Source organism: Nocardia sp. NPDC050413, assembly GCF_040655475.1.
Lineage (GTDB): Bacteria > Actinomycetota > Actinomycetes > Mycobacteriales > Mycobacteriaceae > Nocardia > Nocardia coubleae.
Window position 1 is genome coordinate 1 of record NZ_JBFAJZ010000010.1, and the last position, 23,862, is coordinate 23,862.

The 23,862-nt window shown below is 67.6% G+C and carries 21 protein-coding genes and 1 pseudogene; 7 read left to right on the top strand and 15 right to left on the bottom strand.

The features are described 5' to 3' along the window. The 12 genes and pseudogenes from AB0I19_RS21980 to AB0I19_RS22035 form a co-directional block, all read right to left on the bottom strand. A pseudogene (locus AB0I19_RS21980) lies at positions 1-254 on the bottom strand (hypothetical protein); the annotation flags it as partial. Positions 255-274: 20 nt separating this feature from the next. Next, positions 275-478 (bottom strand): heavy metal-associated domain-containing protein, encoded by a 204-nt coding sequence (locus tag AB0I19_RS21985; RefSeq protein ID WP_357151013.1) that lies wholly within the window; start codon positions 476-478, stop codon positions 275-277. A 49-nt stretch (positions 479-527) separates the two neighbouring features. Then, positions 528-1,943, bottom strand: coding sequence for an MFS transporter (locus AB0I19_RS21990; RefSeq protein ID WP_357150788.1), 1,416 nt, complete (start codon positions 1,941-1,943; stop codon positions 528-530). Between the two features lie 138 nt (positions 1,944-2,081). Further along, entirely contained in the window at positions 2,082-2,708 is a 627-nt protein-coding gene (locus AB0I19_RS21995) for a sterol desaturase family protein (protein ID WP_357151015.1), read from the bottom strand. Between the two features lie 171 nt (positions 2,709-2,879). Beyond that, entirely contained in the window at positions 2,880-3,665 is a 786-nt protein-coding gene (locus AB0I19_RS22000; RefSeq protein WP_357150789.1) for a GntR family transcriptional regulator, read from the bottom strand. Between the two features lie 185 nt (positions 3,666-3,850). Further along, positions 3,851-4,426: a hypothetical protein gene (locus AB0I19_RS22005; protein WP_357151017.1), complete on the bottom strand. Its 576-nt coding sequence runs from the start codon at positions 4,424-4,426 to the stop codon at positions 3,851-3,853. A 65-nt stretch (positions 4,427-4,491) separates the two neighbouring features. Next, complete coding sequence (locus tag AB0I19_RS22010; RefSeq protein ID WP_357150790.1) at positions 4,492-6,162, bottom strand: ABC transporter family substrate-binding protein; 1,671 nt, start codon at positions 6,160-6,162, stop codon at positions 4,492-4,494. A gap of 32 nt (positions 6,163-6,194) precedes the next feature. Continuing rightward, the gene (locus AB0I19_RS22015; RefSeq protein WP_357150791.1) at positions 6,195-7,883 is read right to left on the bottom strand and encodes an ABC transporter family substrate-binding protein; all 1,689 of its coding nucleotides are present in this window, start codon (positions 7,881-7,883) and stop codon (positions 6,195-6,197) included. Then, positions 7,880-9,571 carry an ABC transporter family substrate-binding protein gene (locus AB0I19_RS22020; protein ID WP_357150792.1) on the bottom strand — a complete coding sequence of 564 codons (1,692 nt, stop codon included), beginning with the start codon at positions 9,569-9,571 and terminating at the stop codon, positions 7,880-7,882. Before AB0I19_RS22020 ends, AB0I19_RS22015 begins: the two co-directional genes overlap by 4 nt. 16 nt (positions 9,572-9,587) lie before the next feature. Beyond that, positions 9,588-11,432, bottom strand: a complete 1,845-nt coding sequence (locus AB0I19_RS22025; protein ID WP_357150793.1) for an ABC transporter ATP-binding protein — start codon at positions 11,430-11,432, stop codon at positions 9,588-9,590. Beyond that, positions 11,429-12,397 (bottom strand): ABC transporter permease, encoded by a 969-nt coding sequence (locus tag AB0I19_RS22030; RefSeq protein WP_067495394.1) that lies wholly within the window; start codon positions 12,395-12,397, stop codon positions 11,429-11,431. Before AB0I19_RS22030 ends, AB0I19_RS22025 begins: the two co-directional genes overlap by 4 nt. Continuing rightward, complete coding sequence (locus AB0I19_RS22035; RefSeq protein WP_067644268.1) at positions 12,394-13,371, bottom strand: ABC transporter permease; 978 nt, start codon at positions 13,369-13,371, stop codon at positions 12,394-12,396. The genes AB0I19_RS22030 and AB0I19_RS22035 overlap by 4 nt, the downstream gene beginning before the upstream one ends. An 86-nt stretch (positions 13,372-13,457) precedes the next feature. On the opposite strand from AB0I19_RS22035, the gene AB0I19_RS22040 reads away from it, so the two are divergent. Further along, the gene (locus AB0I19_RS22040) at positions 13,458-14,285 is read left to right on the top strand and encodes an HAD family hydrolase (protein WP_225281705.1); all 828 of its coding nucleotides are present in this window, start codon (positions 13,458-13,460) and stop codon (positions 14,283-14,285) included. A gap of 121 nt (positions 14,286-14,406) precedes the next feature. Here the strand turns inward: AB0I19_RS22040 and AB0I19_RS22045 are convergent, their stop codons facing one another. Continuing rightward, a complete protein-coding gene (locus tag AB0I19_RS22045; protein ID WP_357150794.1) occupies positions 14,407-16,917 on the bottom strand; it encodes an N-acetylmuramoyl-L-alanine amidase in 2,511 nt (836 codons plus the stop codon). A gap of 269 nt (positions 16,918-17,186) precedes the next feature. Here AB0I19_RS22045 and AB0I19_RS22050 point away from each other — a divergent pair, with 269 nt between their 5' ends. Further along, positions 17,187-18,818 (top strand): SpoIID/LytB domain-containing protein, encoded by a 1,632-nt coding sequence (locus tag AB0I19_RS22050; RefSeq protein ID WP_357150795.1) that lies wholly within the window; start codon positions 17,187-17,189, stop codon positions 18,816-18,818. A gap of 56 nt (positions 18,819-18,874) precedes the next feature. Here the strand turns inward: AB0I19_RS22050 and AB0I19_RS22055 are convergent, their stop codons facing one another. Next, on the bottom strand, positions 18,875-19,375 hold the full coding sequence (locus AB0I19_RS22055; protein ID WP_357150796.1) for a MarR family transcriptional regulator: 501 nt from the start codon (positions 19,373-19,375) through the stop codon (positions 18,875-18,877). Positions 19,376-19,479: 104 nt separating this feature from the next. Here AB0I19_RS22055 and AB0I19_RS22060 point away from each other — a divergent pair, with 104 nt between their 5' ends. Further along, on the top strand, positions 19,480-20,394 hold the full coding sequence (locus tag AB0I19_RS22060) for an EamA family transporter (RefSeq protein ID WP_357150797.1): 915 nt from the start codon (positions 19,480-19,482) through the stop codon (positions 20,392-20,394). Between the two features lie 58 nt (positions 20,395-20,452). Here the strand turns inward: AB0I19_RS22060 and AB0I19_RS22065 are convergent, their stop codons facing one another. After that, positions 20,453-21,079, bottom strand: a complete 627-nt coding sequence (locus AB0I19_RS22065; protein ID WP_357150798.1) for a helix-turn-helix domain-containing protein — start codon at positions 21,077-21,079, stop codon at positions 20,453-20,455. A 107-nt stretch (positions 21,080-21,186) separates the two neighbouring features. Here AB0I19_RS22065 and AB0I19_RS22070 point away from each other — a divergent pair, with 107 nt between their 5' ends. The 4 genes from AB0I19_RS22070 (at position 21,187) to AB0I19_RS22085 (ending at position 23,858) form a co-directional block, all read left to right on the top strand. After that, positions 21,187-21,900 (top strand): SDR family oxidoreductase, encoded by a 714-nt coding sequence (locus AB0I19_RS22070; RefSeq protein WP_357150799.1) that lies wholly within the window; start codon positions 21,187-21,189, stop codon positions 21,898-21,900. A gap of 68 nt (positions 21,901-21,968) precedes the next feature. Beyond that, positions 21,969-22,727, top strand: coding sequence for a MerR family transcriptional regulator (locus tag AB0I19_RS22075; RefSeq protein WP_067644284.1), 759 nt, complete (start codon positions 21,969-21,971; stop codon positions 22,725-22,727). Between the two features lie 234 nt (positions 22,728-22,961). Continuing rightward, positions 22,962-23,417, top strand: a complete 456-nt coding sequence (locus tag AB0I19_RS22080) for a hypothetical protein (protein ID WP_357150800.1) — start codon at positions 22,962-22,964, stop codon at positions 23,415-23,417. Between the two features lie 30 nt (positions 23,418-23,447). Further along, positions 23,448-23,858: a hypothetical protein gene (locus tag AB0I19_RS22085; protein WP_181700496.1), complete on the top strand. Its 411-nt coding sequence runs from the start codon at positions 23,448-23,450 to the stop codon at positions 23,856-23,858. Positions 23,859-23,862 lie beyond the last annotated feature (4 nt).

A 23,862-nucleotide genomic window follows, 5' to 3' on the forward strand; every position in this document is an offset into this window, starting at 1 on the left:
TCGAGGATGCGGAACGAGACGGGCGTCTGTGCCGCGCTCTTCACGACCGTCGTGTCGAGCGCCAGCGTGTAGCCCTGGTCGGTGACCAGCAGGCCGCCAGGCAGGTCGTCGGCCGGTGCCGCCGCCGAGTGCTCGCCGTGCCCGGCCGGAGCCTGGGTGGGCTCCGGACCGACCAGGGCACCGACACCGAGAGCGATCCCGAAGACCGCCGCGAGGCCGAGGGTGAATCCGGCGAACTTGCCTGTTGCGTTCATCGGGATGCTCCGTTTCGGGTTCAGTCTGCGAGCTGGAAGCCGGCCGCGGTGACGGCGTCGGCGAGGGCGGTGCGGTCGGGGGTGGCGCCTTCGATGGTCACCGAGCCTGCGGCCAGGTCGACCTCGACGCCGGTGACGCCGGGCAGGGCGCCGACCTTGTCGCGCACCTTGTTGGTGCAGCAGCCGCAGGTCATTCCGGTGACGGTCACGGTGGTGCTCATGATCTTCTCCTCTGTCGTCGTCATAATTACCATACCCCCCTAGGGTAGGTTGTCAAACCTGGGCGGGGGTCTTGTCCTCGGCGGGGCTGCGCAGGGTTGCTGCCGCGATGCCCGCGCCCGCCAGGGCCAGCAGGCCCGCGCCGAGGAAGGCGGCGGAGTAACCGTCGGTGAGTGCCGTCGGATCGCCCAGTTCACCCGCGCCGAACGCGGCCGCCACCGCCGTCATCGCGGCCAGGCCGAGCGCCGAACCCACCTGGTAGCTGACGTTGACGATGCCCGAGGCGAGCCCGCCCTCCTCCGGTCGCGCGGCCGAGATGGCGGTGCCGAGCGAGGGGATGAACGCCAGTGACATACCGCCCGCGGCCACCAGCGAGGCAGGCAGCACGTCGACCCAGAAGTTGCCGGTGGGGCGAACCAGCGACATGATGCCCAGGCCGACACCGAGCACCACCAGGCCGGTCACGATCATCGGCTTGGCGCCGAACCGCTGCATCGCCTTCGGGGCGAGCACGACCATGCCGAGCATGATGAGCGTCGTCATCGGCAGCAGCGCCGCGCCCGAGGGGAACGCGCTGTAGCCGAGTACCTGCTGCAGGTACAGGTTGAGGAAGAACCACATCGGCACCCACGCGGCGGCCAGCGCGAACTGGGCGAAGTTGGCGGCGGCCAGGTTCGGTGCGCGGAAGATACTCAGCCGCATCAGCGGTTCCGAGCGGCGCGACTGGATGGCGACGAAACCGGCGAGCAAGGCGGCGGCCACGGCGAGCACACCCCAGGTCTGCCCGGATGCCCAGCCGACCTCCGGCGCTTGCACGATGGCGTACACGGCCGCGGCCAAACCGGCTGTCACGGTGACGGATCCGGCGAGATCGATGGAACCCTTACGGGCGGGTGCGGCGGGCATCAACAGCGGAACCGCGATCAGCGCGAGCACGGCGATCGGGATGTTGATGTAGAAAACCCAAGGCCAGCTCACATATTCGGTGATGACGCCACCCAGGAACACGCCCGCCGTACCACCTGCAGGCGCAGCCGCGCCGTACACCGCGAGCGCCTTGGTGAGTTCCTGTGGCGTACCGCCGAACAACATCATCAGCAGCGTGAGCGCCGACGGTGCGATCAGTGCCGAACCGGCTCCTTGGATCGCCCGACCGGCCAGTTCGACGCCGACCGAGCCCGCGGCACCGGCGATCACCGAACCGACGGCCAGCACCAGCCAACCCGCCCCGAACACCCGGCGGGCACCGAACAGGTCCGACAGCCGTCCGCCGAGCAGGAGCAGACCGCCGAAGGCGATCACGTAGGCATTGAAGACCCAGGTGAGATTTCCGGGGGTGAAGCCGAGTTCGGCCTGCATCTTGGGCAGCGCGATCCCGATGATCGAGGTGTCCATGATGACCATGAATTGCGCGGCGGCGATCACCGCCAGCGCCCACCACCTGCGGGTGGATTGCGATTGCGTAGTCACGACTTTCGTCCTTTCGAGCGGAGTGCGTCTCGTGGACGGTACCTTACCCCCCTAGGGTATAAATGTGTCAAGAGTGGATTCGCTCGAACGGAAAACGCCCGGCTCGCGGGGTGCGAGCCGGGCGCCAGGGGCGGAGGGTCAGTGTGCGTGCAGGTTTCGGGCGGTCGGTGAGGTCGGCGTGGTGGCCGGGTCCGGCGCGGTGCCGAGCAGTCGATCGGCCGTGCCGGTGGTGGTTACCGTGAACCAGTAGTGCTCGTTCTTGTAGTGGTGATGGCGATGATTGCGCCAAATCGCCCGATACGCGGCATGTTTCGGCTTGTAGTCGGTGTGGATCAGGTAGTGCGTCCACTCGTAGAGCAGGCCGAGAACGGTGATGGTGAGCAGGAAAGTGAGGCCGAGACCGAGGCGCGGGAACGCGAGCAGCGCGACGGCCACCAGGGCCACGATGGTGAGCAGTAGCGACTTCGGTGGGATGAAGATCAGTGGCACATCGCGGGGATCGGTGTGATGGGCGCGGTGCTTGCGGGCCAGTTCGCTGTCCAGGGTGATCGGGCCCAGATGCTTTGGTCGCCAATGCAACACGGTGACATGGATGACCCATTCGATCAGCGGGAATGCCGCGAGAATCAGGACCGGCACCAGTGCGTCGGTGAGCTGCCAATCCCCGACCAGGACGCGTGCGATCAGGGCGACGATCAGTACCGCGCCGATCATCCACGGCGATGGATGCCGGAGGAATTCTCGCCCCGCCGCGCCCAGGGACATGCTGCGGCGAATTCGCCCCGAGCCGCCCGCCGATTCGCTTCGCTTCGTGCGGTGCGCGTGCTCGGCGGAGCCTGCGCCGGTCCGTTCGGGAGCCTTCTCGCTTGCGCCGGTGGTGGTTTCGTGCGACGACGTTGTCGGACGGTCAGTAGTCATGGTGCTTCCTCGGGTGGATCATGCCCCGTCGAGGGCATGGATGAGAGCGGTGGTCGCCGGCTCGAGCAGTGCCCGAGCGCGTTCGGCGGCCCGTTCCGGCTCGCCCGCGTCGATCGCGGCGGCCAGGTCTCGATACGCGCCCCCGTTGCCCACCTCGGCGGACATGATCGGCGCGAGCGCGGCCAACGCGGGTTCGTAGGCGGCGCGCAGCATGGAATACATCAGTCGGAACGCGATCGAGTCGGCGAGATCGAGCACGTGATCCCAGAATTCGAGCGCGATCCGCTGCTGGGTGAGTGGATCCGACTCGGCGACAAGCCTTTCGACCGATTCGTGCAGGAGCGTCAACTCGCCGTCCACCGCCGATTCCGCGATGGGCGTAGGCGCGGCCTCGGCCGACGGCGTCGTGCCGCCCCCGCGAGCGGCCTCCCTTCGCACCCGGCGCGCGGCGAGCTCGGCGATCTTCGGCCCGTTGTGCAACCGCGCCTCGAGGATGCTCCGCGCGACCGCCGGATCGATCGATTCCCCCCGAAGCAACAGCCGTGGCAGCACCTCCAACCCCGAACTGCGCCGATAATCCAGCACCGTCGTCGCTTCCCCCTGCCGCACCGAGACCAACCCAGCCGCCGCCAACCGCTGCAATGCCTCCCGCACCGCAGGCCGCGAAACCCCCAACGCCTCGGCCAGCTGCCGCTCACTCGGCAACGAACTCCCCACGGCCAGCTCCCCACCCAGAACCTGCTCGGCGATCTGCTCGAACACGTCCCCGGATACCGACCGCTTCACAACAGGAGTCCACGCCATACCCCAAGCATGCGCCGTTCTGGCTAGGTGGTCAAGTGGTAAGACCAGTAGCGTCCGAGCGCCACTCCAGGTGCCGCCGCGTCCGACCGCGCGGCCATCACGCCTCGGCTCGGCATGAGATCACCACGCTGTGGTGGCGGGAGCCTCTCGGCCGATGCCGCCATCAGAGCGTGGTGATCAATCGTTCAGCTGGGGTCGGAGCCTCGGATGGCGGAGAGCCAGGTGGCGGTGGCGGCGGCGACCGTGGTGGCGCCGATGAAGGCGGGGAGGCCGCCGTTCATGACGTAGACCCAGAGGAAGCCGGCGAAAGGGGCGGCGACCGTGGATTGGGCGTCGAGGATCAGGCGCCGGGTCGGGGTGAAGGCGGGTGGGTCGGCGGGACGGGTGGGGTTGTCGACGAGTTTGCCCGGGGGTTCGGTGGTGCGTGCCCGGCCGGAGGGGAGGAACCTGGTCGGGCCCGCGTGAATCGAGCGCGGGGCGATGCTCAGCTCGGTGGGGGTGAGGGTGGACAGTGCCGGTTCGTAGAACACCGGCTGCCACACCGTGCGCTCACCCACGCTGATCTCCAGAAACGACCGACTAACCAGCCGATGCTGCTGCCGAACCCGCCGCCCCGTCGCGACCCCGCGGCCGTCCCGCCGCGCCGCGACCCCGCTGGGCAACACCCCGAACGCCAGCGCCATCTGAGAGCCGGTGTACCCGAGCACCCCCAACGCCACCACGGCCAGCGCACTCACCTGATCCAGGTCGGCGAACGGCATCCACGCCGCGATGACGACGAGGGTGCCGGATGTGACCGCCAGTGGATAGGTGAGGGCGCGCAGGCTCACTTCAGGAAGCCGACCTTGGTGTAGTCGGGTGACGCGAGGCCGAACGCTCCGTAGTTGGCGAGGTTCTCCCGCACGGCATAGGTGCCCGAAGCCTGTTGCAGCGGAATCGAATAGCCCGAAGCGAAGATCAGCTTGTCGCATTCGTTGGCGAGTTCGCGTGCCTTGTCGGGATCGAGTTCGGAGATCGTGCGTTCGATGAGCGCGTTCAGCTCCGGCGACCCGATCCGGGCCTTGTTGGACTTCAAGTTGTTCGGGTCGTAGGCGTAGATCTGCGGCAACGCACCGAGCGGCAGCACGCTTCCGCCCCAACTGAACTGGGCCAGTTCGAAGTTCCCCGGGTCGATCACGTCCTTGAAAAGCCCGGCGCCCGGCACCGTCTGGATGTTCAGTTTCACGCCGATCTGTGCCAGGTTCTGCTGCACGATCTGCGCGGTCTGTACCCAGCCGTCCTGCTGGTACATCACATCGCGGAGTTCGAGCTTGCGCCCGTCCTTCTCGCGGACCTCACCGTTGAGTTTCCAGCCGAGGTCGTCGAGCATCTTCGCCGCCGCGGTAGGGTCGAAGGAGATGGGTCCGGAATTGTCCTGGTACCCCTTCTGGCCCTGCATGTAGATGTGGTTGTTCAGCGGCTTCGGATCGTCGACCACGCCGTTCTGCGCGGCATTGACGATGCCCTGCCGGTCGATCGCCTTGGACAGCGCGATCCGCAACTGCGGGTCCTCGAGCAGCGAACCGGGCGCGCCGTTGAACGTGATGTGCGACCAGCTCGGTTCCGGCGTGCGCCGCAGCACCACGCCCGCCGCCTGCTTGGCGCCGGTGACATTCTCGATCCCCGACATGTAGGCGACGTCGAGTTCGTTGTTCTGGATGGCGGGCAGCCAGGCTGAACTGTCGAGCACGCTGAAGGTGATCGTGTCGAGTTTGGGTGTCGCGCCCCACCAGGCCGGATTGCGTGACAGGACGATCCGGTTCTGCGTGCGGTCGATCGAGCTGATCTGGAACGGCCCCGCGCTCACCACGAGACCATTGCGGTCACGGTCGTTGAATGCCGCGGCCGATTCGGTGCTCGCCTTCGGATACAGCGGACTGAACTGTCCCTGCCATTCGGCATACGGCTGGGAGAAGGTGACGACGGCCTGCCGATCATCGACACCGCGCTCCACCTTCTCCACGCGCTCGAACCCGCTGGTCGCCGAAATCAGATATGCCGGGTCACGGCCGCTGAGTGCCGCCGCTTGCGAGCGAAGATCTTCCCAGGTGATCGGCGTCCCGTCGGACCACACGGCCTTCGGATTGATCGTGTAGGTCACCTGTTGTGGGTTGGTACCGGTGAGCTGGATATCGGTGAAATAGTCGCGATTGATCGACAATTCGCCCGCAGCGTTGCTGGTGTACGGCGAAGGCAGCAGCGGCTCGATCACATCGCCGGTGTTCTCGGTGGTCCCGTCGACCTGCAAATAGTTGAACGTTTCCGGCAGTGCGCTCAGCACCAATCGCAGATTGCCACCGTCGCGCAGGTCGGCCACATCGTGGGCATTGATGTCGTTGCCGGTGCCGATGAGATTGGTCCCGGAGGAACCGCCGGTGTCGCCCGAACACCCGGACAGAATCAGGCCGATGGCCACACATGGCACCGCGAATCGGGTACCGAGCGAGCGAATTCGCATGGGATTGCGCCCTTTCCGTAAGCGGGCCGAGGTCACTTGACGAAGCCGACCTTGGTGTAGTCGTAGGAAGCCAACCCCGAGGCACCGTAATTGGCGAGGGTTTCGCGCACCGCGACCGTGCCCGCCGACTGCACGATAGGCAGGGAGAAACCGGATTCGAAGATGATCCGGTCGGCCTCGTTGGCCATTTCGATCGCCTTCTCCGGATCCAGCTCGGAGATGATCTCCTCGATCAGGGCGTTCAGTTCGGGGGAGCCGATGCGGCCCTTGTTGCTCAGCGGGTTTTCCGGGTTGTAGGCGTAGATCTGGGGGAGCGCACCGAGCGGGAAAATGCTCTTGGACCAGGTGAACTGCGCGATATCGAAATTGCCCGGGTCGATGACATCGGTGAACAGGCCGTTGCCCGGGTAGGTCTCGATGTGGAGTTTCACGCCGATCTGGGCCAGGTTCTGCTGGGCGATCTGGGCCATCTGCACCCAGCTGTCCTGCTGGTACATCACATCGCGGATCTCGAGTTTGCGGCCGTCCTTCTCGCGGACGTCACCGTTGAGCTTCCAGCCGAGTTCGTCGAGCATGCGGGCCGCTTCGGCGGGGTCGTAGGACACCGACTGCGCGTTGTCCTCATAGCCCTTCTGGCCGTCAAGATAGATGTGGTTGTTGAGCGGCTTCGGGTCGGTGACAATGCCGTTCTGAGTGGCGGTGGCGATGGCCTGACGGTCGATGCCCTTGGAGATCGCGACGCGCAGCTTCGGGTCGGCCAGGATGGAACCGGGCGCGCCGTTGAAGGTGAAGTGCGAGAACCGCGGCGCGGGTGCGCGGCGCACCTTGATGCCGGGGGAATTGCTCGCGGTCTTCACCTCATCGATGCCCGAAACCGTCGCAGCGTCGAGTTCGTTGTTCTGCAGGGCGTTCAGCCGTGCCGAATAGTCGAGCACGCTGTAGGTGACCGTGTCGAGCTTCGGGGTGTCACCCCACCATTTCGGGTTGCGGTTCAAGGTGATGCGCTGCTGCGCGCGGTCGATCCCCGTCACCATGAACGGCCCCGCCGACAGCGGCATTTCGTTGCGGTACATGTCGTCGAAGGCCTGGGTCGTTGCGGTGCTCTGCTTCGGATACAGCGGATTGAACAGGCCCTGCCATTCGGCGTAGTGCTTGGCGTAGGTGACGACCGCCTGTCGGTCGTCGACGCCGCGCTCGACCTTCTCGACACGGTCGTAGCCCTGCGTCGCCGACACCTGATAACCGAGATCGCGACCGCTCAACGCATGTGCCTGCGACTTCAGATCCTCCCAGGTGATGGGCGTACCGTCCGACCACACCGCCTTCGGATTGATCGTGTACGTCACCTGCTGCGGCTCGGTATTGGTGAGCTGCACGTCGGTGAAATAGTTGTGGTCCACCGTGATGTTGCCTGCGGCATCGGCATTGATCGTGCCCGGCAGAGTCCACCCGACCACATCGCTCACCTCGCCGTCGGCGTCGATGTGATTGGCATTGAAGGTGGGCGGGAAACCGGTGAGCGGCAGGCGGAGATTGCCGCCGTCCCGCAATTCGTCGCGTTCCTTGGGGTTGATGTCGTTCATCGCCGTGATCGAACTCGAGCCGGTTTCCAGGTCGGGACCGGAACCACAACCACCGAGCAGCAGCGTCAGCGCGGCGACTGGTGCGGCGACGCGAAATCCGGCGCGGCGCAGCCGGGAACCATAGGTAGCTGTGGTCATTTCAGGAATCCGATCTTCGTGTAGTCGTAGGTGGCCAGCCCCGGTGAACCGATATTGGCCAGCGTCGAGCGGGCGCCGACGCTGCCGTCGGTTTGCATGAGTGGCAGGGAATGGCCTTCTTCGAAGACTTTGCGGTCGACTTGGTTGGCGAGTTCGATGGACTTTTCCGGGTCGAGTTCGGTGAGGGTGCGTTCGATGAGGGCGTTGAGTTCTGGGGAGCCGATGCGGCCGTAATTGCCCTGGAGGTCGTCGGGGTCGTAGTAGTAGATCTGGCGGATGCTGCTCAGGGGGAACGGGTCGCCCTGGAAGATGAATTGGGCGGCATCGAAGTCGCCGGGCTGGATGACGTCGGTGAAATAGCCCGCGCCCGGTTTCGTATCGATGGTGAGGCCGACGCCGATCGCGGCCAGGTTCTGCTGGATGATCTGGGCGATCTGCACCCAGGTGGGGTCGTTGTACATCACGTCTCGGATGACGAGCTTGCGGCCGTCCTTCTCGCGGACGTCGCCGTTGAGTTTCCAGCCGAGGGCGTCGAGTTCGCGGGCGGCGGCTTCGGGGTCGAAGCCGAGACTGTTGTCCTGGTAACCCTTTTGGCCCTGCAGGAAGATGTGGTTGTTCAGCGGAGTCGGCTTTTCGACGAGTCCGCCCTGCAAGGCGTCGACGATGTGCTGGCGGTCGATCGCCTTCGAAATGGCTACGCGCACACCTTCTTCGGCGAGAATCGAGCCGGGCGCACCGTTGAACGTGATGTGACGCCAGCGATTGCCGGGTGCGCGGCGCACGACGAGGTCCTGGGTACCGCGCACGGTCTGCACATCTTCGAGGGTGGTCAACCGGACCAGGTCGAGTTCGTTGTTCTGCAACGCCTGCACCCACGACGAATGGTCGAGCACCGAGTAGGTGATGGTGTCGAGCACCGGCTTGTCGCCCCACCAGCGAGGGTTGCGGCCCAACGTGATCCGTCCCTGACCGCGATCGGTTCCGGTGACGATGAACGGTCCGGCCGACACCCCCATCGCATCGGCGAGGCTGGTGTTGAACGCCTCGGGTGTGCTGGTCACCGACTTCGGATACAGGTTGGTGTTGCCCGCGAACTGTCCGCGCCAGTCGGCGTAGGGGGTGTTGAAGGTGAGCACGGCCTGTCGGTCGTCGACACCGCGCTCTACCTTCTCGACGAATTCGAAACCGTTGGTGATCGCGATCAGGTACCGCTTGTCGCGCCCGCTCAGCGCGTTGGCCTGGGCGGCGATGTCCTCCCAGGTGATGGGCGTGCCGTCGGACCACACCGCCGAGGGATTGATCGTGTAGGTCACCTGCATCGGATCAGTGCTGGTCAACTCCACGCCGGTGAAGAAGTCGGTGTCGACCGTCAGCTGACCCGACGCGTCCACTTCGAACGCGCGCGGCAGCATGGCGCGCACGATCTCGCCGATCTCCCCGTCGTTGCCGTCGTTGGACAGCGTGTTCCAGTTCGCCGGATACGAGGTGACGGCCAGGCGCAGATTCCCGCCCTCGCGCAGTTCCCCGACGTCCTTGGGATTGATGTCGATGGAGCTGCCGATCGCGCCGGTGTACCCGTCGGCCGCGTCGTCACCGCCGCCACAGCCCGCCACGATCATCCCGGCGGCCACCACCACGGCCGCGCAGCGCAGCCGGGCACCATGCGTGCGTAGGCGTCGGGTTCTCATGGCGTCTCCTCCAAGGTCAGCCGCTCACGGCGGGTTCGGGCACGGCCGCGATCAGCGAGCGGGTGTACTCGTGCTGAGGATTCGCGAAAATCTGCTCCGCCGGACCGGATTCGACGATCTTCCCGCGCAACATCACCGCGATGTCGTGGGCCAGATTGCGCACCACCGACAGGTCGTGCGACACGAACAGATACGACAGGCCACGCTCGGCCTGCAGATCGCGCAGCAGATTCAGCACACCGGCCTGAATCGACACATCCAGCGACGACACCGGTTCGTCCAGCACGAGCAACGACGGATCCAGCGCGAGCGCCCGCGCGATGCTGATGCGCTGCTTCTGCCCACCGGAGAAATCCGACGGGTACCGGTCGGCGTGCTCGGGCCGCAGACCGACCTGCCGCAACAACTCGGGCACCCGCTTGTTCACCTCGTCGCGGGAACGGCCATCGATGCGCAACGGTTCGGCGAGCACGTCGAAGATCGGCAGGCGCGGGTCGAGCGAGGCGCTCGGGTCCTGGAAGACGATCTGCATCTTGCGCCGGATCTCCCGGATCTGCGCCTTGGTGAGGGTGGCGACATCGTGACCGAGCACCTCGATCGAACCCGACTGCGGGCGAACCAGATCCATGATCTGGGTGAGCGTCGTCGACTTGCCCGAACCGGATTCGCCGACCAGCGCCAGCGTGCGGCCCGCCCGCACACTGAAACTGATCCCGTCGACGGCCCGCACCTCGCCGGTGCGCCGCCGCAACAGCACACCCGAGGTGAGCGGGAAGGTTTTCACCAGGTCGGTGACCCGAAGGACCACGTCCTCATCGGTGCGGTCGGGATGCGGCTGGGCCGCGATATCGGCGCGGTAGGCGTCGAACAGCTCCGGTGTGCCGAGTTCGGCGGTGCGGATGCAGGCCGCCGAATGGCCGGGGCTCACCCGCTCGAGCGGGGGTTCGGCGGCGGTGCAGTCGTCGATCGAGACGGGGCAGCGCGGCGCGAACGAACACCCCGGCGGCAGGGCGTGCATGGCGGGCGGTGCGCCGACGATCGGGATCAGCGGGGTGCGAGCAGGACCGTCCATGCGGGGGATGGAACCGAGCAGACCGACCGTGTACGGCATGCGCGGCGCCGCGAAAAGCTCTGTCACCGGGGCCGTTTCGACGACCTTTCCGGCGTACATCACCGCGACCCGGTCGGCGAGCGTCGCCGCGATGCCCATGTCGTGGGTGATCATGATGACGCCGGCACCGGTGATGTCGCGCGCCTTGCGCAGCAGGTCGAGGATCTGCGCCTGCACGGTGACGTCGAGCGCGGTGGTCGGTTCGTCGCAGATGATGAGGGCGGGATCGTTGGCGATGGCCATCGCGATCACCACCCGCTGACGCATACCGCCGGAGAACTCGTGCGGGAAGGCACGCGAACGCGCCCGGGCATCGGGAATGCCGACGAGTTCGAGCAGCTCGACAGCCTTTTCGCCGGCTTCCTTGCGGCTCATCGTGCCGTGCGCGAGCAGCGCCTCGGCCACCTGGTCGCCCACCCGGTACACCGGCGTGAGCGCCGAGAGCGGGTCCTGGAACACCATGCTGATCGAGGAACCGCGCAGCTTCGACATCTGCTTGTCGCCGAGGCCGAGCAGTTCGCGGCCACGCAACCGCACCGAACCCTGCACCCGCGCCTGCTCGGGCAGCAGCCCGATCACCGCGAGCGAGGACACCGACTTCCCGGAACCGGACTCGCCGACGATCGCGAGGACCTCACCGTCGGACACGGTGTAGTTCACACCGCGCACCGCCTCGACGCGGCCCTCCTCGCCGGGGAACGACACCCGCAGGTCGGTGACTTCCAATAGCGGCGCGGTCGAATTCGTCATCGCTTCTCGGCTTTCTTCAACTCCACCTGCGCCTGGTCCTTACGCTCGGCGCTGTCCTTGCGCCACTTGCGCGCACCACGGGCGCCGGGATCGAACGCGTCACGCAGACCGTCACCGACCAGGTTGGCGCACAACACGATCGTGATGAGCAGCCCACCGGCGAACAGGAACAACCACGGATAGGTGAGCGCCGACTTGGTGCCCGCGGCGATCAGCGAACCCAGCGACACATCGGGCGGCTGCACACCGAAACCGAGGAAGCTCAAACCGGTTTCGGCCATGATCGCCGCACCAACGGCGAGGGTGGTGTCGATGATGAGGATCGAGGCGATGTTCGGCACGATGTGGCTCACGATGATCTTGCGCGTCGGCGCGCCCATATACCGTGCGGCACGGACGAATTCGCGATCACGCAGGCTGAGGGTGAGACCACGGATGATGCGTGCGGCGATCATCCAGCCGAACACGCTGAGCAGCACGATCAGGATCGCGATCGACCCGGAACCCTTGGTGCGCGGGGCGAACAGCGCGATGATGATGAAGCTGGGCACCACGAGCAGCAGGTCGACCAGCCACATGATGGCCCGGTCGGTCCAGCCGCCGAGCAGCCCGGCCACCGCACCGGCGGTCGCGGCGATCACGCTGGAGAACAGGGCGACACAGAAGCCGATGACGAGCGATTTCTGCAGGCCACGCAGGGTTTGAGCGAGCACGTCCTGCCCGATCTGGGTGGTGCCGAACGGGTGCTCGAGGCTCGGCGGCTTCATCAGCGCCTTGTAGTCCATCTGCTGGTAGTCCCACGGCAGCAGCGGCGGCAGCGCGAAACTGGCGATCAGCAGCAGCACCAGGATCACCGCACCGGCCACGGCGGGCTTGTTGCGCAGGAAACGCCGCCACACCAGTTTGCGGCGACCGGCTGCCGCGACCTCCGGCGCGCCGACGACGATCAGTTCGGTTTCGGTCATGACACACGCACCCTCGGGTCGAGCAGGGCGAGAACGATATCGGACAGCAGGCCCGACACGAGCACCACGAGCCCGGCGAACGCGGTCACGGTGACCACCACGTACAGGTCCTGGGCATTGATCGAGTCGACAAGCCACTCACCGACACCGTGCCAGCCGAAGATCTTCTCGGTGAAGGTGGCGCCGGTGATGAGGCCGCCGAGGCTGTAGGCGAAAATCGTGGCCATCGGGATCAGCGCGGTGCGCAGGCCGTGTTTGTAGAGCGCCCGATTACGGGTCAGGCCTTTGGCTCTCGCAGTCCGGATGAAATCGCTCTGCAGCACATCGAGCATGGCATTGCGCTGATAACGGCTGTACCCGGCCATGCCGCCGAGGGCGAGCGCCAAGGTCGGCAGCACGAGATGCTGTACGCGGTCGACGATCTGGTTCCACAGGCCGGTGATCTCGGTGGCCGAGGTTTCACCCGTATAGAGGAAGATCTGGCTGCCGGTGAGCGTATTGATCTCCAGCGCACCGTATTTCAGCAAGGTCGCCAACAGGAAGATCGGTGTGGACAAGACCAGCAGCGACAGCACCGTCGAGAAATAGTCGCTGAATTTGTACTGCCTGATCGCGCCCGCCGCACCGATCAGCACACCGAGGACCGTGCCGATGATCGATCCGAGGATCAACAGCCGCAGACTCACCGCGACCCGCCTGCCCAGTTCCTCGCTCACCGGTTGCCCGGCCAGCGTCGTCCCGAAATCGCCTTGCGCCACACCACCGAGCCAGGTGAGATAGCGCTGCGGGATCGGCTCGTCGAGATGCAGCTGCTCGGCCTTGGCGTCGATCACCGACTGCGGAGGGCGCGGATTGCGCTGCTCGAGACTGTCGAGCGGACGGAAGGTGAGCGAGGCGAGGCTGAACGTCAGAAACGAAGCCAGCAACAGGAGCACGAGGTAGTTCAGCGCGCGCCGCACCAAGAAGCCGGTCATCAGTCCCCTCTGGATCGGGTAATCAAGCCCTGATCATAAGGACAGTCACGCGCCGCCGCGTGCCGACGTGCGGCAGGATGGAAACGATGACGAGCACGCACCCGAAACCGAAGCTGGTCGCCACCGACGTCGACGGCACCCTCATCGACGACGCCGACCGGATTTCGCCCCGCACCAAGGCCGCCGTCGGCGCCGTCCTCGCCGACGGTGCCACCTTCGTGCTCGCCACCGGCAGACCGCCCCGCTGGATCGACCCGGTGGTCAGCGAACTCGGCTACGCACCGCTGGCCATCTGCGGAAACGGCGCCGTCGTCTACGACAGCGCCACCGACCGCGTGCTCGCCAGCCACACCCTCGACACCGAGACCCTCGGCTGGCTCGCCGAGATCGCCGAACGCGCGTTACCCGGGTGCGGGCTCGCCGCCGAACGGGTGGGGGTGAGCGCGCACGACGCCGCTACGCCGCAGTTCGTCAGCTCGCCGACGTACGAACACGCGTGGCTCAATCCCGACGACACCGTCGTCTCGCATGCCGAGGTCATCGACGCACCGGCCATCAAGATGCTGATCCGGCTCAGCACGGCCCGCAGCTCCGAGATGCGCGCGGCGCTGGCCCCGCTCATCGGCGACCGCGCCGAGATCACCTACTCCACCGAGCACGGGCTGATCGAACTCGCCGTGCCGGGGGTGACCAAGGCGTCCGGGCTGGCCGAGGTTGCGCGGCGGATGAGCGTGCGCGAGGACGAGATCGTCGCGTTCGGGGACATGCCCAACGATGTGCCGATGCTGACGATGGCCGGGCACGGGGTGGCGATGGGGAACGCGCATCCCGAGGCGCGGGCGGCGGCCGACGAGGTGACCGGGACGAATGTGGACGACGGGGTGGCGATGGTGCTCGAGCGGTGGTGGACCTAGCGCGCTGTCGCCGCTCGGCCTCGATGAGCCAGGGGACCGAACCGGTGAACTTTCCGGGCTGATGACGAAGAGCCGGTGCTCTCCCGGAGGAGCGCACCGGCTCTGACGTTGCTGCGGTAGGTCAGCCCGCGGGGACGGGCTCGGCTGGGGCCGGTTGTGCCGGAGCCCCCTGCTCAGGTGCCTGCTGTACGGCCGGCGCCGGAGGACCTGCGGGCGCCGGTGAACCAGCGGGAGCCTGTGAACCGGCGGGTGGCGTCGTGGTCGGTGCCTGCGGACCGCTCGGTGCGGCGGCCTCCGGTGCGCCCGGTTCGGCCGGGACTGCCAGGCCGAGCGTGGGCGCGGTGGTCGGCGGCGCCTGTTCCGGCTTGCTGCCGTTCATCTCCTGCTCGTAGGTGTCGTTGTAGGTCTTCCAGAAGGTGGTGACGATGCCGGTGAGCTCGTTGAGCACCAGCGAACCGTTCTGGAAATCCGTGCGAAGACCGTCCGGGACCAGGTACGAACTGCCCGTCGGCGGGCCGAGCACGCCCGCATCGGCACCCAGACTCAGATAGCGGTCGAGAATCGCGCCGACCACCTCGAACACCTGACCGTTCTCGCCCGAATACACGAACCCGTTCGCGAACTTCGCGTACTGACGCCCGCCCGCACCCGCGAGCAGGTCCGCCTGCGGCGCGCCGAGCGGACCGTCGGCACCACCGCGGCTCACCCAGTGCTTGGCGATCGGATTCTCACTCGACAGACCGAGGAACTTGTCCACCAGCGCGCCCAGCTCGGCCATATTGCCCTGCGGCGCCCGCGCCTGATTACTCGGCGGACGATGCGGGTTGCTCGACGCGTCGTTGGTGACCGAATTGCCCGCGGCGATGGCGCGAATGCGGTCCATCATGGCGTAGGCGGCGTCGCCGGGGCAGTCGGTGTTGCCCACGTCGCGGTGCGCGAACACCACCGGCAACTCCACCGCCTCGTCCTGGGCGTACGGGGTGAACTCGGTGCCCTCGGAGTACATCACGGTCTCGCCCTCGGGATCGAGACCGGCGATCCCGGTGCGCCACCCGATGAACCGGCCGATCGCGGTGATCGCCTCGTTGCTCGGCTGCTCGTTCTCGTAGTTGCCCATCAGCGCCACACCGGCGGTGTTCTCGTTGAACCCACCCGCGTGGGCGCCCTGCACGTCCTGGTCGAGGCCGCCGTAGCGGCCCTCGAAGATCTGCCCGTACTGGTCGACCAGGGCGTTGTAGCCCATGTCGCACCAGCCGAGGGTTTCGGCGTGATAGGCGTAGATCGCGCGGACGATGCCCGCCGACTCAGCCCTGCTGTAGTCGTTGCGGCCCGCCGTGTGGTGCACGGTGACGCCGCCGATGCCGTCGTCGTAGGTGGGTTCCTGGCAGCGGATCGACTCGTCGGCACCCCACTGCGCCCGGGTGATGACCTTGGGACCGCCGCCCGGCAGGGCCGCCGCCACATCGTTGAGCGCGGCATCGATCGCCGCCCGGCCCGGATTGATGAGCACCGCCTTGAGCGCGGCCTCGGTGAGGTGCGCCGGGTCGTGATCCGGGCCCGCGGTGGGCTTGCGGGTCACCAGCATCTGCACGGCGGTCGTCTCGCCGACGTAGATCGGTTCGGTGCCGGTCGGTGCGTCGGCCGGGGTCTGATCGGTGGCGCGCGTGTCGATCGGATCGGCGTTGTACCAGGGGCCCCAGCTGCCGTCCGGCTGGCGGGCGCGCAGCTTGGTGGTGGTGTTGACCAGGTCACGCGCGGTGAGCGCGACCATGCTGAACGGCGTTTCCTGGGTGAGCTCCTTGACCTGGGCGCCGACCTCGTCGACGAGTTCCGGGTCGACCGCGCCCGGCGCGAGAGCCGGGGTGTCGGGGGTGGTGCCGGGTTCCAGGTTTTCCGGGTCGGCGATGAATTTCGCTCCGGCGGGGAGTTTCCGGGCCGCCGGCACCTGGGCCTGCGGGGCGGGGGCGGCTTGGCCTTGTGCAGCGCCCGGCGCCTGGGTCGGTGTCTGGTCTTGCGGTGCGGCACCGTCAGGTGCGGGGGCTGCCGGTGCCTGGGCGTTCGGGGCAGCCGCGCCCGGCGCCGGAGCTGATTCGGCTGGTGCCGGCGCTTGGTCCTGCGGAGCCGCGGGAGCAGCTGGTGCCGGCGCGGCGGCGGGTGGCGCGGCAGGTGCGGGCGCGCCGGGTGCCGGTGCGGGAGCAGCCGGTGGCGCGGCCGCCGGGGGAGCGGTCGGAACTGCCGTGGTCGGTGCCGGGGGTCGTCCGGGCGCGGGCGCCGCACCGGGGGTGGCGGATGGCGCGGCCTGCTCGGTCGGCGTCGACGGAGCCTTGGTGGGGATCTGGGGGAGCGGGATCTCCGTCGGCAGCGCCACGCCCGGCGGCGCGGGGATTCCGGGCGGGATCGGGATCGACGACGGCAGCCCGAGCATGCGCAGGTCCGACAGGTGCAGGTCGGGCAGGTCGAGGCCGGTCAGCTCGCGCAGCGGGATCGTGATGTCGGGGACCGACGTGAGCGCGACCTCCGACAGCTCCGGCTGCACCGCCGCGAACTGGGAAGTGTTCGCGCTGCGGTAATCGGTCGAATCGCTGAGCGCGAACGCGCCGATCGGCGCGGCGACCGCGAGGGTCGTGACCACCGGTAGCACGTAGGAACGTTTCGGCTTTCGGTATCGCACGTGCCTCTCCAATCAGGGTCGAGCAGTGTCATCCCTAGCGGCAGATCACCGGCAAGTGATGCTTGCTTCCTCTTGCCTCACACACCACACTAGTTAACATACGTCACACATCTAAACCTCAACTCGAGAGTTATGTGATTGCTCGAATGTAGCCCTCGGAACCCGCTCGGCGCGGACGACATGCCGACGCGAGCTCCGCCGGTAGAACCCCCGAACCGTGGGAGCGCAGGATGAGAGCGGATACCTCGATCGCCCGCAAGACCCGTCGCGGCACCCGCCGCCGTGCGGTTCCGATACTCGCGACGCCACCCCTTCCGGTGCTGGTGGGCGGTACGGCGCTCGTGCTCACCGGGGCACTCGGGCTGTGGCAACTGCTGCCCGACGTGGAGCCGACGGTCGGCGCGGGGCACGGCCGCGGCATGAGCCAGGTCGGCGCCTTCGACAACGCGCGCGCGGGCTGGAACGCCGAGCAGATCCTCGGCCACTATTACCCCGGGGCGGAACTCGGCCAAATCGGAGCAACCACCATCGGCGTACGCCTGCAAGCCCAGGACGACGCCACCCTCGACACCTATGCCGCCGCGGGCGCGCAGGTCGCGGGCCGGATGATCGGACCCGGCGAAGCCGCCCACCTCACCCCCATGCCCGACGGTGGCGCCAGCGTGGTGGTGACCGCGGGCTGTGACGGAGAAGTGTTGTGGCAGAGCGCAACCGACGATCCGTACGTCTACCCGATCGGTGCCGGACCGGGTCGTCCCGCCGACGAACACCTCACTCTCTGCGGTGGCACCGCCTATCGCGGCGCGCTCGGCGTCGCGCTGGAGAACGGTTCGTACCGGACTGTGAACCAGGTCGATATCGAGGACTATCTCGCCGGCGTTCTGCCCGCCGAAATGCAGGCCAACTGGGCCGATCAGGGCGCATTCGAGGCCCTGCGCGCACAGGCCATCGCCGCCCGCTCCTACGCCCTCGCCGAAGACCGCTACCCGTACGCGCAGACCTGCGACACCACCGACTGCCAGGTCTACCCGGGCACGGTCAAGGAAGACGCGCGAACCACCGACGCCGTCGCCGCCACCGTCGGCACGGTACTGCTGCGCGACGGCCTGATCCTGCGCTCGGAGTACTCCGCCGCTCCCGACGGCGGCCGACCCGCCGACATCGAAACCTTCGCCGTCGGCCCGGCCCCCGGTGACCTCGTCGAATCCCTGCCCATCCCAGCGCTTCCCGAGCTCCCCGCCGATCCCGGCCCGACCATCGAAGCGCTGGCGGGTGAGTCGGTGATCGACACCGAATACCGCCGCCTCGGTGGCCCCGGCAGTTCGATCGGCGCCCCCATCGGCCCGGAGATGATGCTGCCCCAACGCGCGGGCACCTACCGCCTGTACATCAACGGTGTCATCGTGGCGACGAAAACCCTTGGCGCCCAAGTGGTCGACTTCTCCACCCTGCTCCAGCTGGTGCCCGAGGTCGGCGAGCAGCTGCCCGGCTCCGCCGGATCGCGACCGAAACCCGGTGGGGCGCAGGGTGACCCACTTGTCGAGGGCGCACCCCAGCTGCCCAACCTCGCCGATGTCGGTCCGGCGCCTGACCCGAACGCCGCGCCTGACCCGAACGCCGCGCCTGACCCGAACGCCGCGCCTGACCCGAACGCCGCGACAGACCCGGGCGCCGCGACAGGCCCAGGCGTCAGCACCGATCCGAATGCTGCGGCCACACCGGACGCGAGCGGGACCGACGCCGCCCCCGGGCCGGAGATGAGCAGCGGGGTCGACCCGAACTTCGCGCCGGAACAGATCCTCGAACCGGACCCGGGCGCCGTCCCGCCACCGCTGCAGGCGAGCGCGGTCCCGACCGAATAGCGCACGACGGTCCTCCCTTGTCCGCGTGAGCCGGGGCGACCCTGCGACGGTTCTGGTCAGCTGATCGACGTGTCACCCAGGGCGATGGACAGCGTGCGCAGGAGGTCGGTGAGGTTGTCGCGGTCTTCGGGCGAGAGGCCGGCGAGTAGGCGTTCCTCGTTGGCTACGTGGAGGGGCAGCAGGCGGTCGACGAGTTCGGTGCCCTTGTCGGTGAGCTGGACGTAGACCGAGCGGCGGTCGTCGGCGCAGGGGGCGCGGCGGACCAGGTCTTTCGCGGCGAGCCGGTCGATGCGATTGGTGATCGCGCCGGAGGTGACCATGGCGGCGCGGTTGAGGGCGCCCGCGGTGAGGCCCTTGGTGCCGCCGGAGCGGCGCAGGGTGGCGAGCACGTCGAATTCCCAGCGCTCCAGGTCGTGCTGTGCGAAAAACGTGCGCAGTTCCTGATCGAACAGGCGGCCGAGGCGGGTGATGCGGCCGATCACCGCCATCGGCGACACGTCGACATCGGGGCGTTCGCGATTCCAGTGTTCGACGATCGAGTCCACGGCATCGGACATGCGAGTTCCTCTCTCCGTTGAATATCTCAACATTCATCTACTTGACGCTGAGGCATCGCCAGGAGTAGATATTTCAACGTTGAGATTATCAATCAGGAGCGAACATGACGACCGCAACCCACGGCGATGCGCGCACCCTCGCCCTCACCGCCCTCACCCCCATCGCCTGGGGCTCCACCTACGCCGTCACCACCGAATTCCTCCCGCCCGACCGGCCGCTGTTCACCGCCCTCATGCGGGCGCTCCCCGTGGGTCTCGTCCTGCTCGCCATCACCCGCACCCTCCCGCGCGGCATCTGGATCGGCCGCGCCGCCGTGCTCGGCACGCTCAACATGGGCGTCTTCTTCCCCCTGCTGTTCCTCGCCGCCTACCGGCTCCCCGGCGGTGTGGCGGGCGTGCTCGCCGCGATCGCACCCATGTTCGCGCTGGGTTTCGCCGCCGTCCTGCTGGCCGAAACACCCACTCGCCGTAAGGTTCTCGCCGGCCTGATCGGGGTGTTCGGGGTCGGCCTCGTCGTCCTGCGCGGCACTGTCGAACTCGACACCGTCGGCGTACTCGCGGGCCTCGCAGCCGCTGCCTCGCTGGGCGCGGGCACCGTGCTCGCCAAGAAATGGGGCCACCCGACCGGCGTCGGCCCGCTCACCGTCACCGGCTGGCAGCTCACCGCGGCGGGCCTCCTCATCACCCCCCTCGCCCTGTTCGTAGAAGGCGCCCCACCCGCCCTCGACGCCGAAGCCGTCGGCGGCTACCTCTACCTCGGCATCATCGGCACCGCCCTGGCCTACTGGCTGTGGTTCCGCGGCATCGCCCGCGTCTCGGCCACCTCGGTCTCCTTCCTCGGCCTGCTCAGCCCCGTCACCGCGGCGGTCATCGGCTGGCTCGCACTGAGCGAGGCGCTGGCCCCGCTACAGGTCCTCGGCCTCGTCATCGCCCTCGCGGGCACCGTCCTCGGCCAGATCCCGGCGAAGCCCGCCCGCGTCGTGACCGTGTCACAAGAGCCGGTCGTCGCCTCTCGCTGAGACCGAGTGCCGTTGGACTGCGGCCCCGAAGAAGTACCCACCTCGGCGGAGGGGGCCGTCAGCCGCGCATCGCCTGCATCAGCTGGTCCTCGGTGAGGGCCGGAACCGGCAGGGGGTGTGCGGCTTTCGCGCGCAGGCCGTCCAGGATGAGGGCGAGGTTGCGGCGCCACAGATCGGGGGCGACGTGCGCGGTCGCGGCGAGCACGCTGGTGTGTGACCAGGTGATGAAGGCGATGTCCTCGAGTGTCCAGTCCGGGCGCAATGCCCCGGCCCGCTGTGCGCGCGTGACGATTCGGCGCATCAGATCGTGACCGTGCACGCGGGCGCGTTCGAGGGCCGGGCTCGGTGGGTTGCGCAGGGCGAGTTCGCCGAGCACGCGGTCCTCGGCGTGCAGCGCGCAGATGCCCTCGACCAGGAAAACGAACGCCTCCCACGGGTCGTCGAGTTCGAGTGCCTGCTCGGCGATGCGAGCGCCCGCCCCGACCCGGTCGTCGACGGCGGCGGCGATGAGCTCGTCGCGGGTGGGGAATCGGTTGTACAGGGTGCCGATTGCCACGCCCGCTCGCGCTGCGATCTCCTTGAGCGGCGCGTCGAGGCCGCGTTCCTCGAAGAGTTCCCGGGCCGCGCTGACCAGGGCGTCACGGTTGCGCTTGGCGTCGCTGCGCAACGGCTTGTCCTCGGGCATCCGCCGATCCTACAAATCGGCCCGCCGAAATATCTTGAGCCAGGGTTCAACTTAGTGCTACGTTGCCGATAACTTGAACCAGCACTCAACTTGAAGAGGCTTACCGGATGCGCACACTCGCGATTTTCGGATACGGACCAGGGCTAGGCGCGGGAACAGCACAGGTGTTCGGGCGCAATGGCTTTCGGATAGCGGCGATCGGACGAGATCCCGGCGCGGCCGCCGAGCGCGTAGCGGGGTTGCGCGCTGTCGGGATCCATGCCGAGCCCTTCGCGGCCGACATCACCGATCCCGCCCAGCTGACCGGGGTGATCGCCCGGGTCGAGGAGAAACTGGGCCCGATCGAGGTGGCGGTGCACGCGGCCGCCGCCGGAATATCGGTGCGCAGTGCGTCGACCCGTGAGGTCGACCGGGCCGCGCTCGAGGTGCCGTTCGCGCTCAAGGTGTATTCGTCGATCCAGCTCGGTCGCGAACTCCTGCCCGGGATGCTCGCGCGCGGTCGGGGTGCGCTGCTGTTCTCCTCCGGTGCGTCCGAGGTGAATCTGCAGCCCTACCTCGCGAATATGGGCGTTGCCCTCGGCGCCCAGCGTGCGTATGTCCGGCAGTTGGCGGCCGAACTCGACGGCACCGGGGTGTTCGCCGGGCTGCTCGCCATCGGCTCGCTCATCGAGAACAGCGCGGTGCAGCACCAGGTCGACGCTCATCCCGAGCTGATCCCCGACGGGATGGTGCTACCGCGCATCGGCAACGCCGAACTCGGCGCCGAGTACTGGCGGATGTACACCGAACGCGACACCGTCGAGGTCGAGATCGGGTTCTGACTTTCGGTGTTGACCTTGACGTAGCGTCAACTTGCAGACTGGTCTCATCGACGAGAAAGGAGCTGGTCATGGTGGGTGAATGGTCCATTCAGGACCTCGCGAAGGCCGCGGGCACCACCAGCCGCACGCTGCGCCACTACGGGCAGCTCGGGCTGCTGGAGCCGAGCCGGATCGGCGCCAACGGCTACCGCTACTACGACCAGAACTCCCTGGTCCGCCTGCAGCGCATTCTGCTGCTGCGCGAACTCGGGCTCGGCCTTCCGGTGATCGCCGAGGTTCTCGCCGGTGAACAGAACACCACCGACGCGCTGCGCACCCACCTGGAACTGCTTCGGCAGCAACAGGATCGGATCGCGCGGCAGATCGAGTCGGTGTCGACCACGTTGCACAAGACGGAAAGAGGTGAACCGCTCATGGCCGCAGAGGTTTTCGACGGTTTCGACCACACGCAGTACAAGGAAGAAGTCACCCAGCGCTGGGGCAAGGAGGCCTACGAGAGCGGCGACCGCTGGTGGCGTTCGCTGAGCGAAGAGGGTAAGCAGCAGTTCCTGCAGACCCAGCTCGACATCGCTGCCGACTTCGGAAAGGCGCACGCCGCAGGACTTCCGGTGGAAGGCGACACGGTGCAGGCCATCGTCGAACGCCACCGTGCCTGGCTCGGTGACGGTACGCAGGGTCGGCCGGTGACCAACGAGTACCTCGTCGGTCTCGGCGAGATGTACGTCGCCGATCCGCGCTTCCGGAAGAACTACGACGTGCACGGTGAGAACACCGCCGAGTACATCCGGGATGCGTTCCGCGCGTACGCCGCCGCGCATCCGGCGTAGGGATTGGCCGGAGCGCGACGGGGTGTGAAAACAGCGACCGCGCCCGGACGATCACCGTCCGGGCGCGGTCGATCGCGTTGCGCGGGTGGAGCCTGCCGGTAGGCTCCCGATCGGCGCTCGCCGCGGGCGCCGTCGCGGATTTTCGGGGGAGAAATGCACAATCAGCCAGGGCCGCAGGGATTTCCGCCGCCGCCACGGCGTCGGAGCCTGGATTGGTCGCCGCCCGGTGCGGTCATGAGCGCGGGGATCATCTCGATCTTCGGCGGTCTTGCCGGGCTGGCGCTCGCGCAAGGCGGCTACGCCGGGCTGAAAGTGGTGGAAAGCATGCGCGACCCGAGGGTCGATGTCGACTGGGACCGGATGCAGCTCGAAAACCAGATCGAGCTGTTCACCGGTTCCGTCTTCGCCGTGCTGCTCGGACTGGGTGGGGTGTTGCTGCTCGCGCGACGACCGGCGGGGCTCACCATGGTGACCATCGGTAGTGGATTGGGGATCTTCGCCTGTCTCGGCCCACTGGCCACGCATTCGTCCGTCTCGTCGAAAGTCATGTTCGTCGGGATGTCGACGGTTTCCGCGCTCATTCTGGTGCTCACGGTGCTTCCCTCGTCCAACCGATGGGTCGCGACGCAACCGAATCCCCAGCTCGCCCCACCGAGCGGCCCACGCCCGGCGGTTCCGCCGTATAACTGACTCCGAACGACGACAAGTAGCGGGGACAGTGTGGAGCAGGTGCGGCCGGAGGGGCCTTCGCGCGCGGTGACGGCGCTGATCGCGGGCTGGCTGGGGGTGCTGGTCGGCGTGGCGGGGATCGTCGTCGGGGTGGCGACCGCGGTGCTGCGGACGCTCGGGCGTCAGATCGATCTCGACTATGTGGGCGCGGGGATCGTCGGCGGGCTCGGCGTGGTGTATCTGCTCGGCGCGGTGCTGTTGTTGCGGCGCCGGATGCTCGGCAGGCGAGTGCTGCTCACCATGGCGGCGGTGATGGCGGGCGCGACGGGGCTGGTCGTGGTGCTGAACGGGGCGAGTCACGGCTGGCGGTTCGGGCCGCTGGACTGCTGGCTCGGGCTCAATGTGGTGATCGTGGCGTTCAGCGTGATCGAGCCGACGCGCCGCTGGACCGCGACGCGATAGCGGC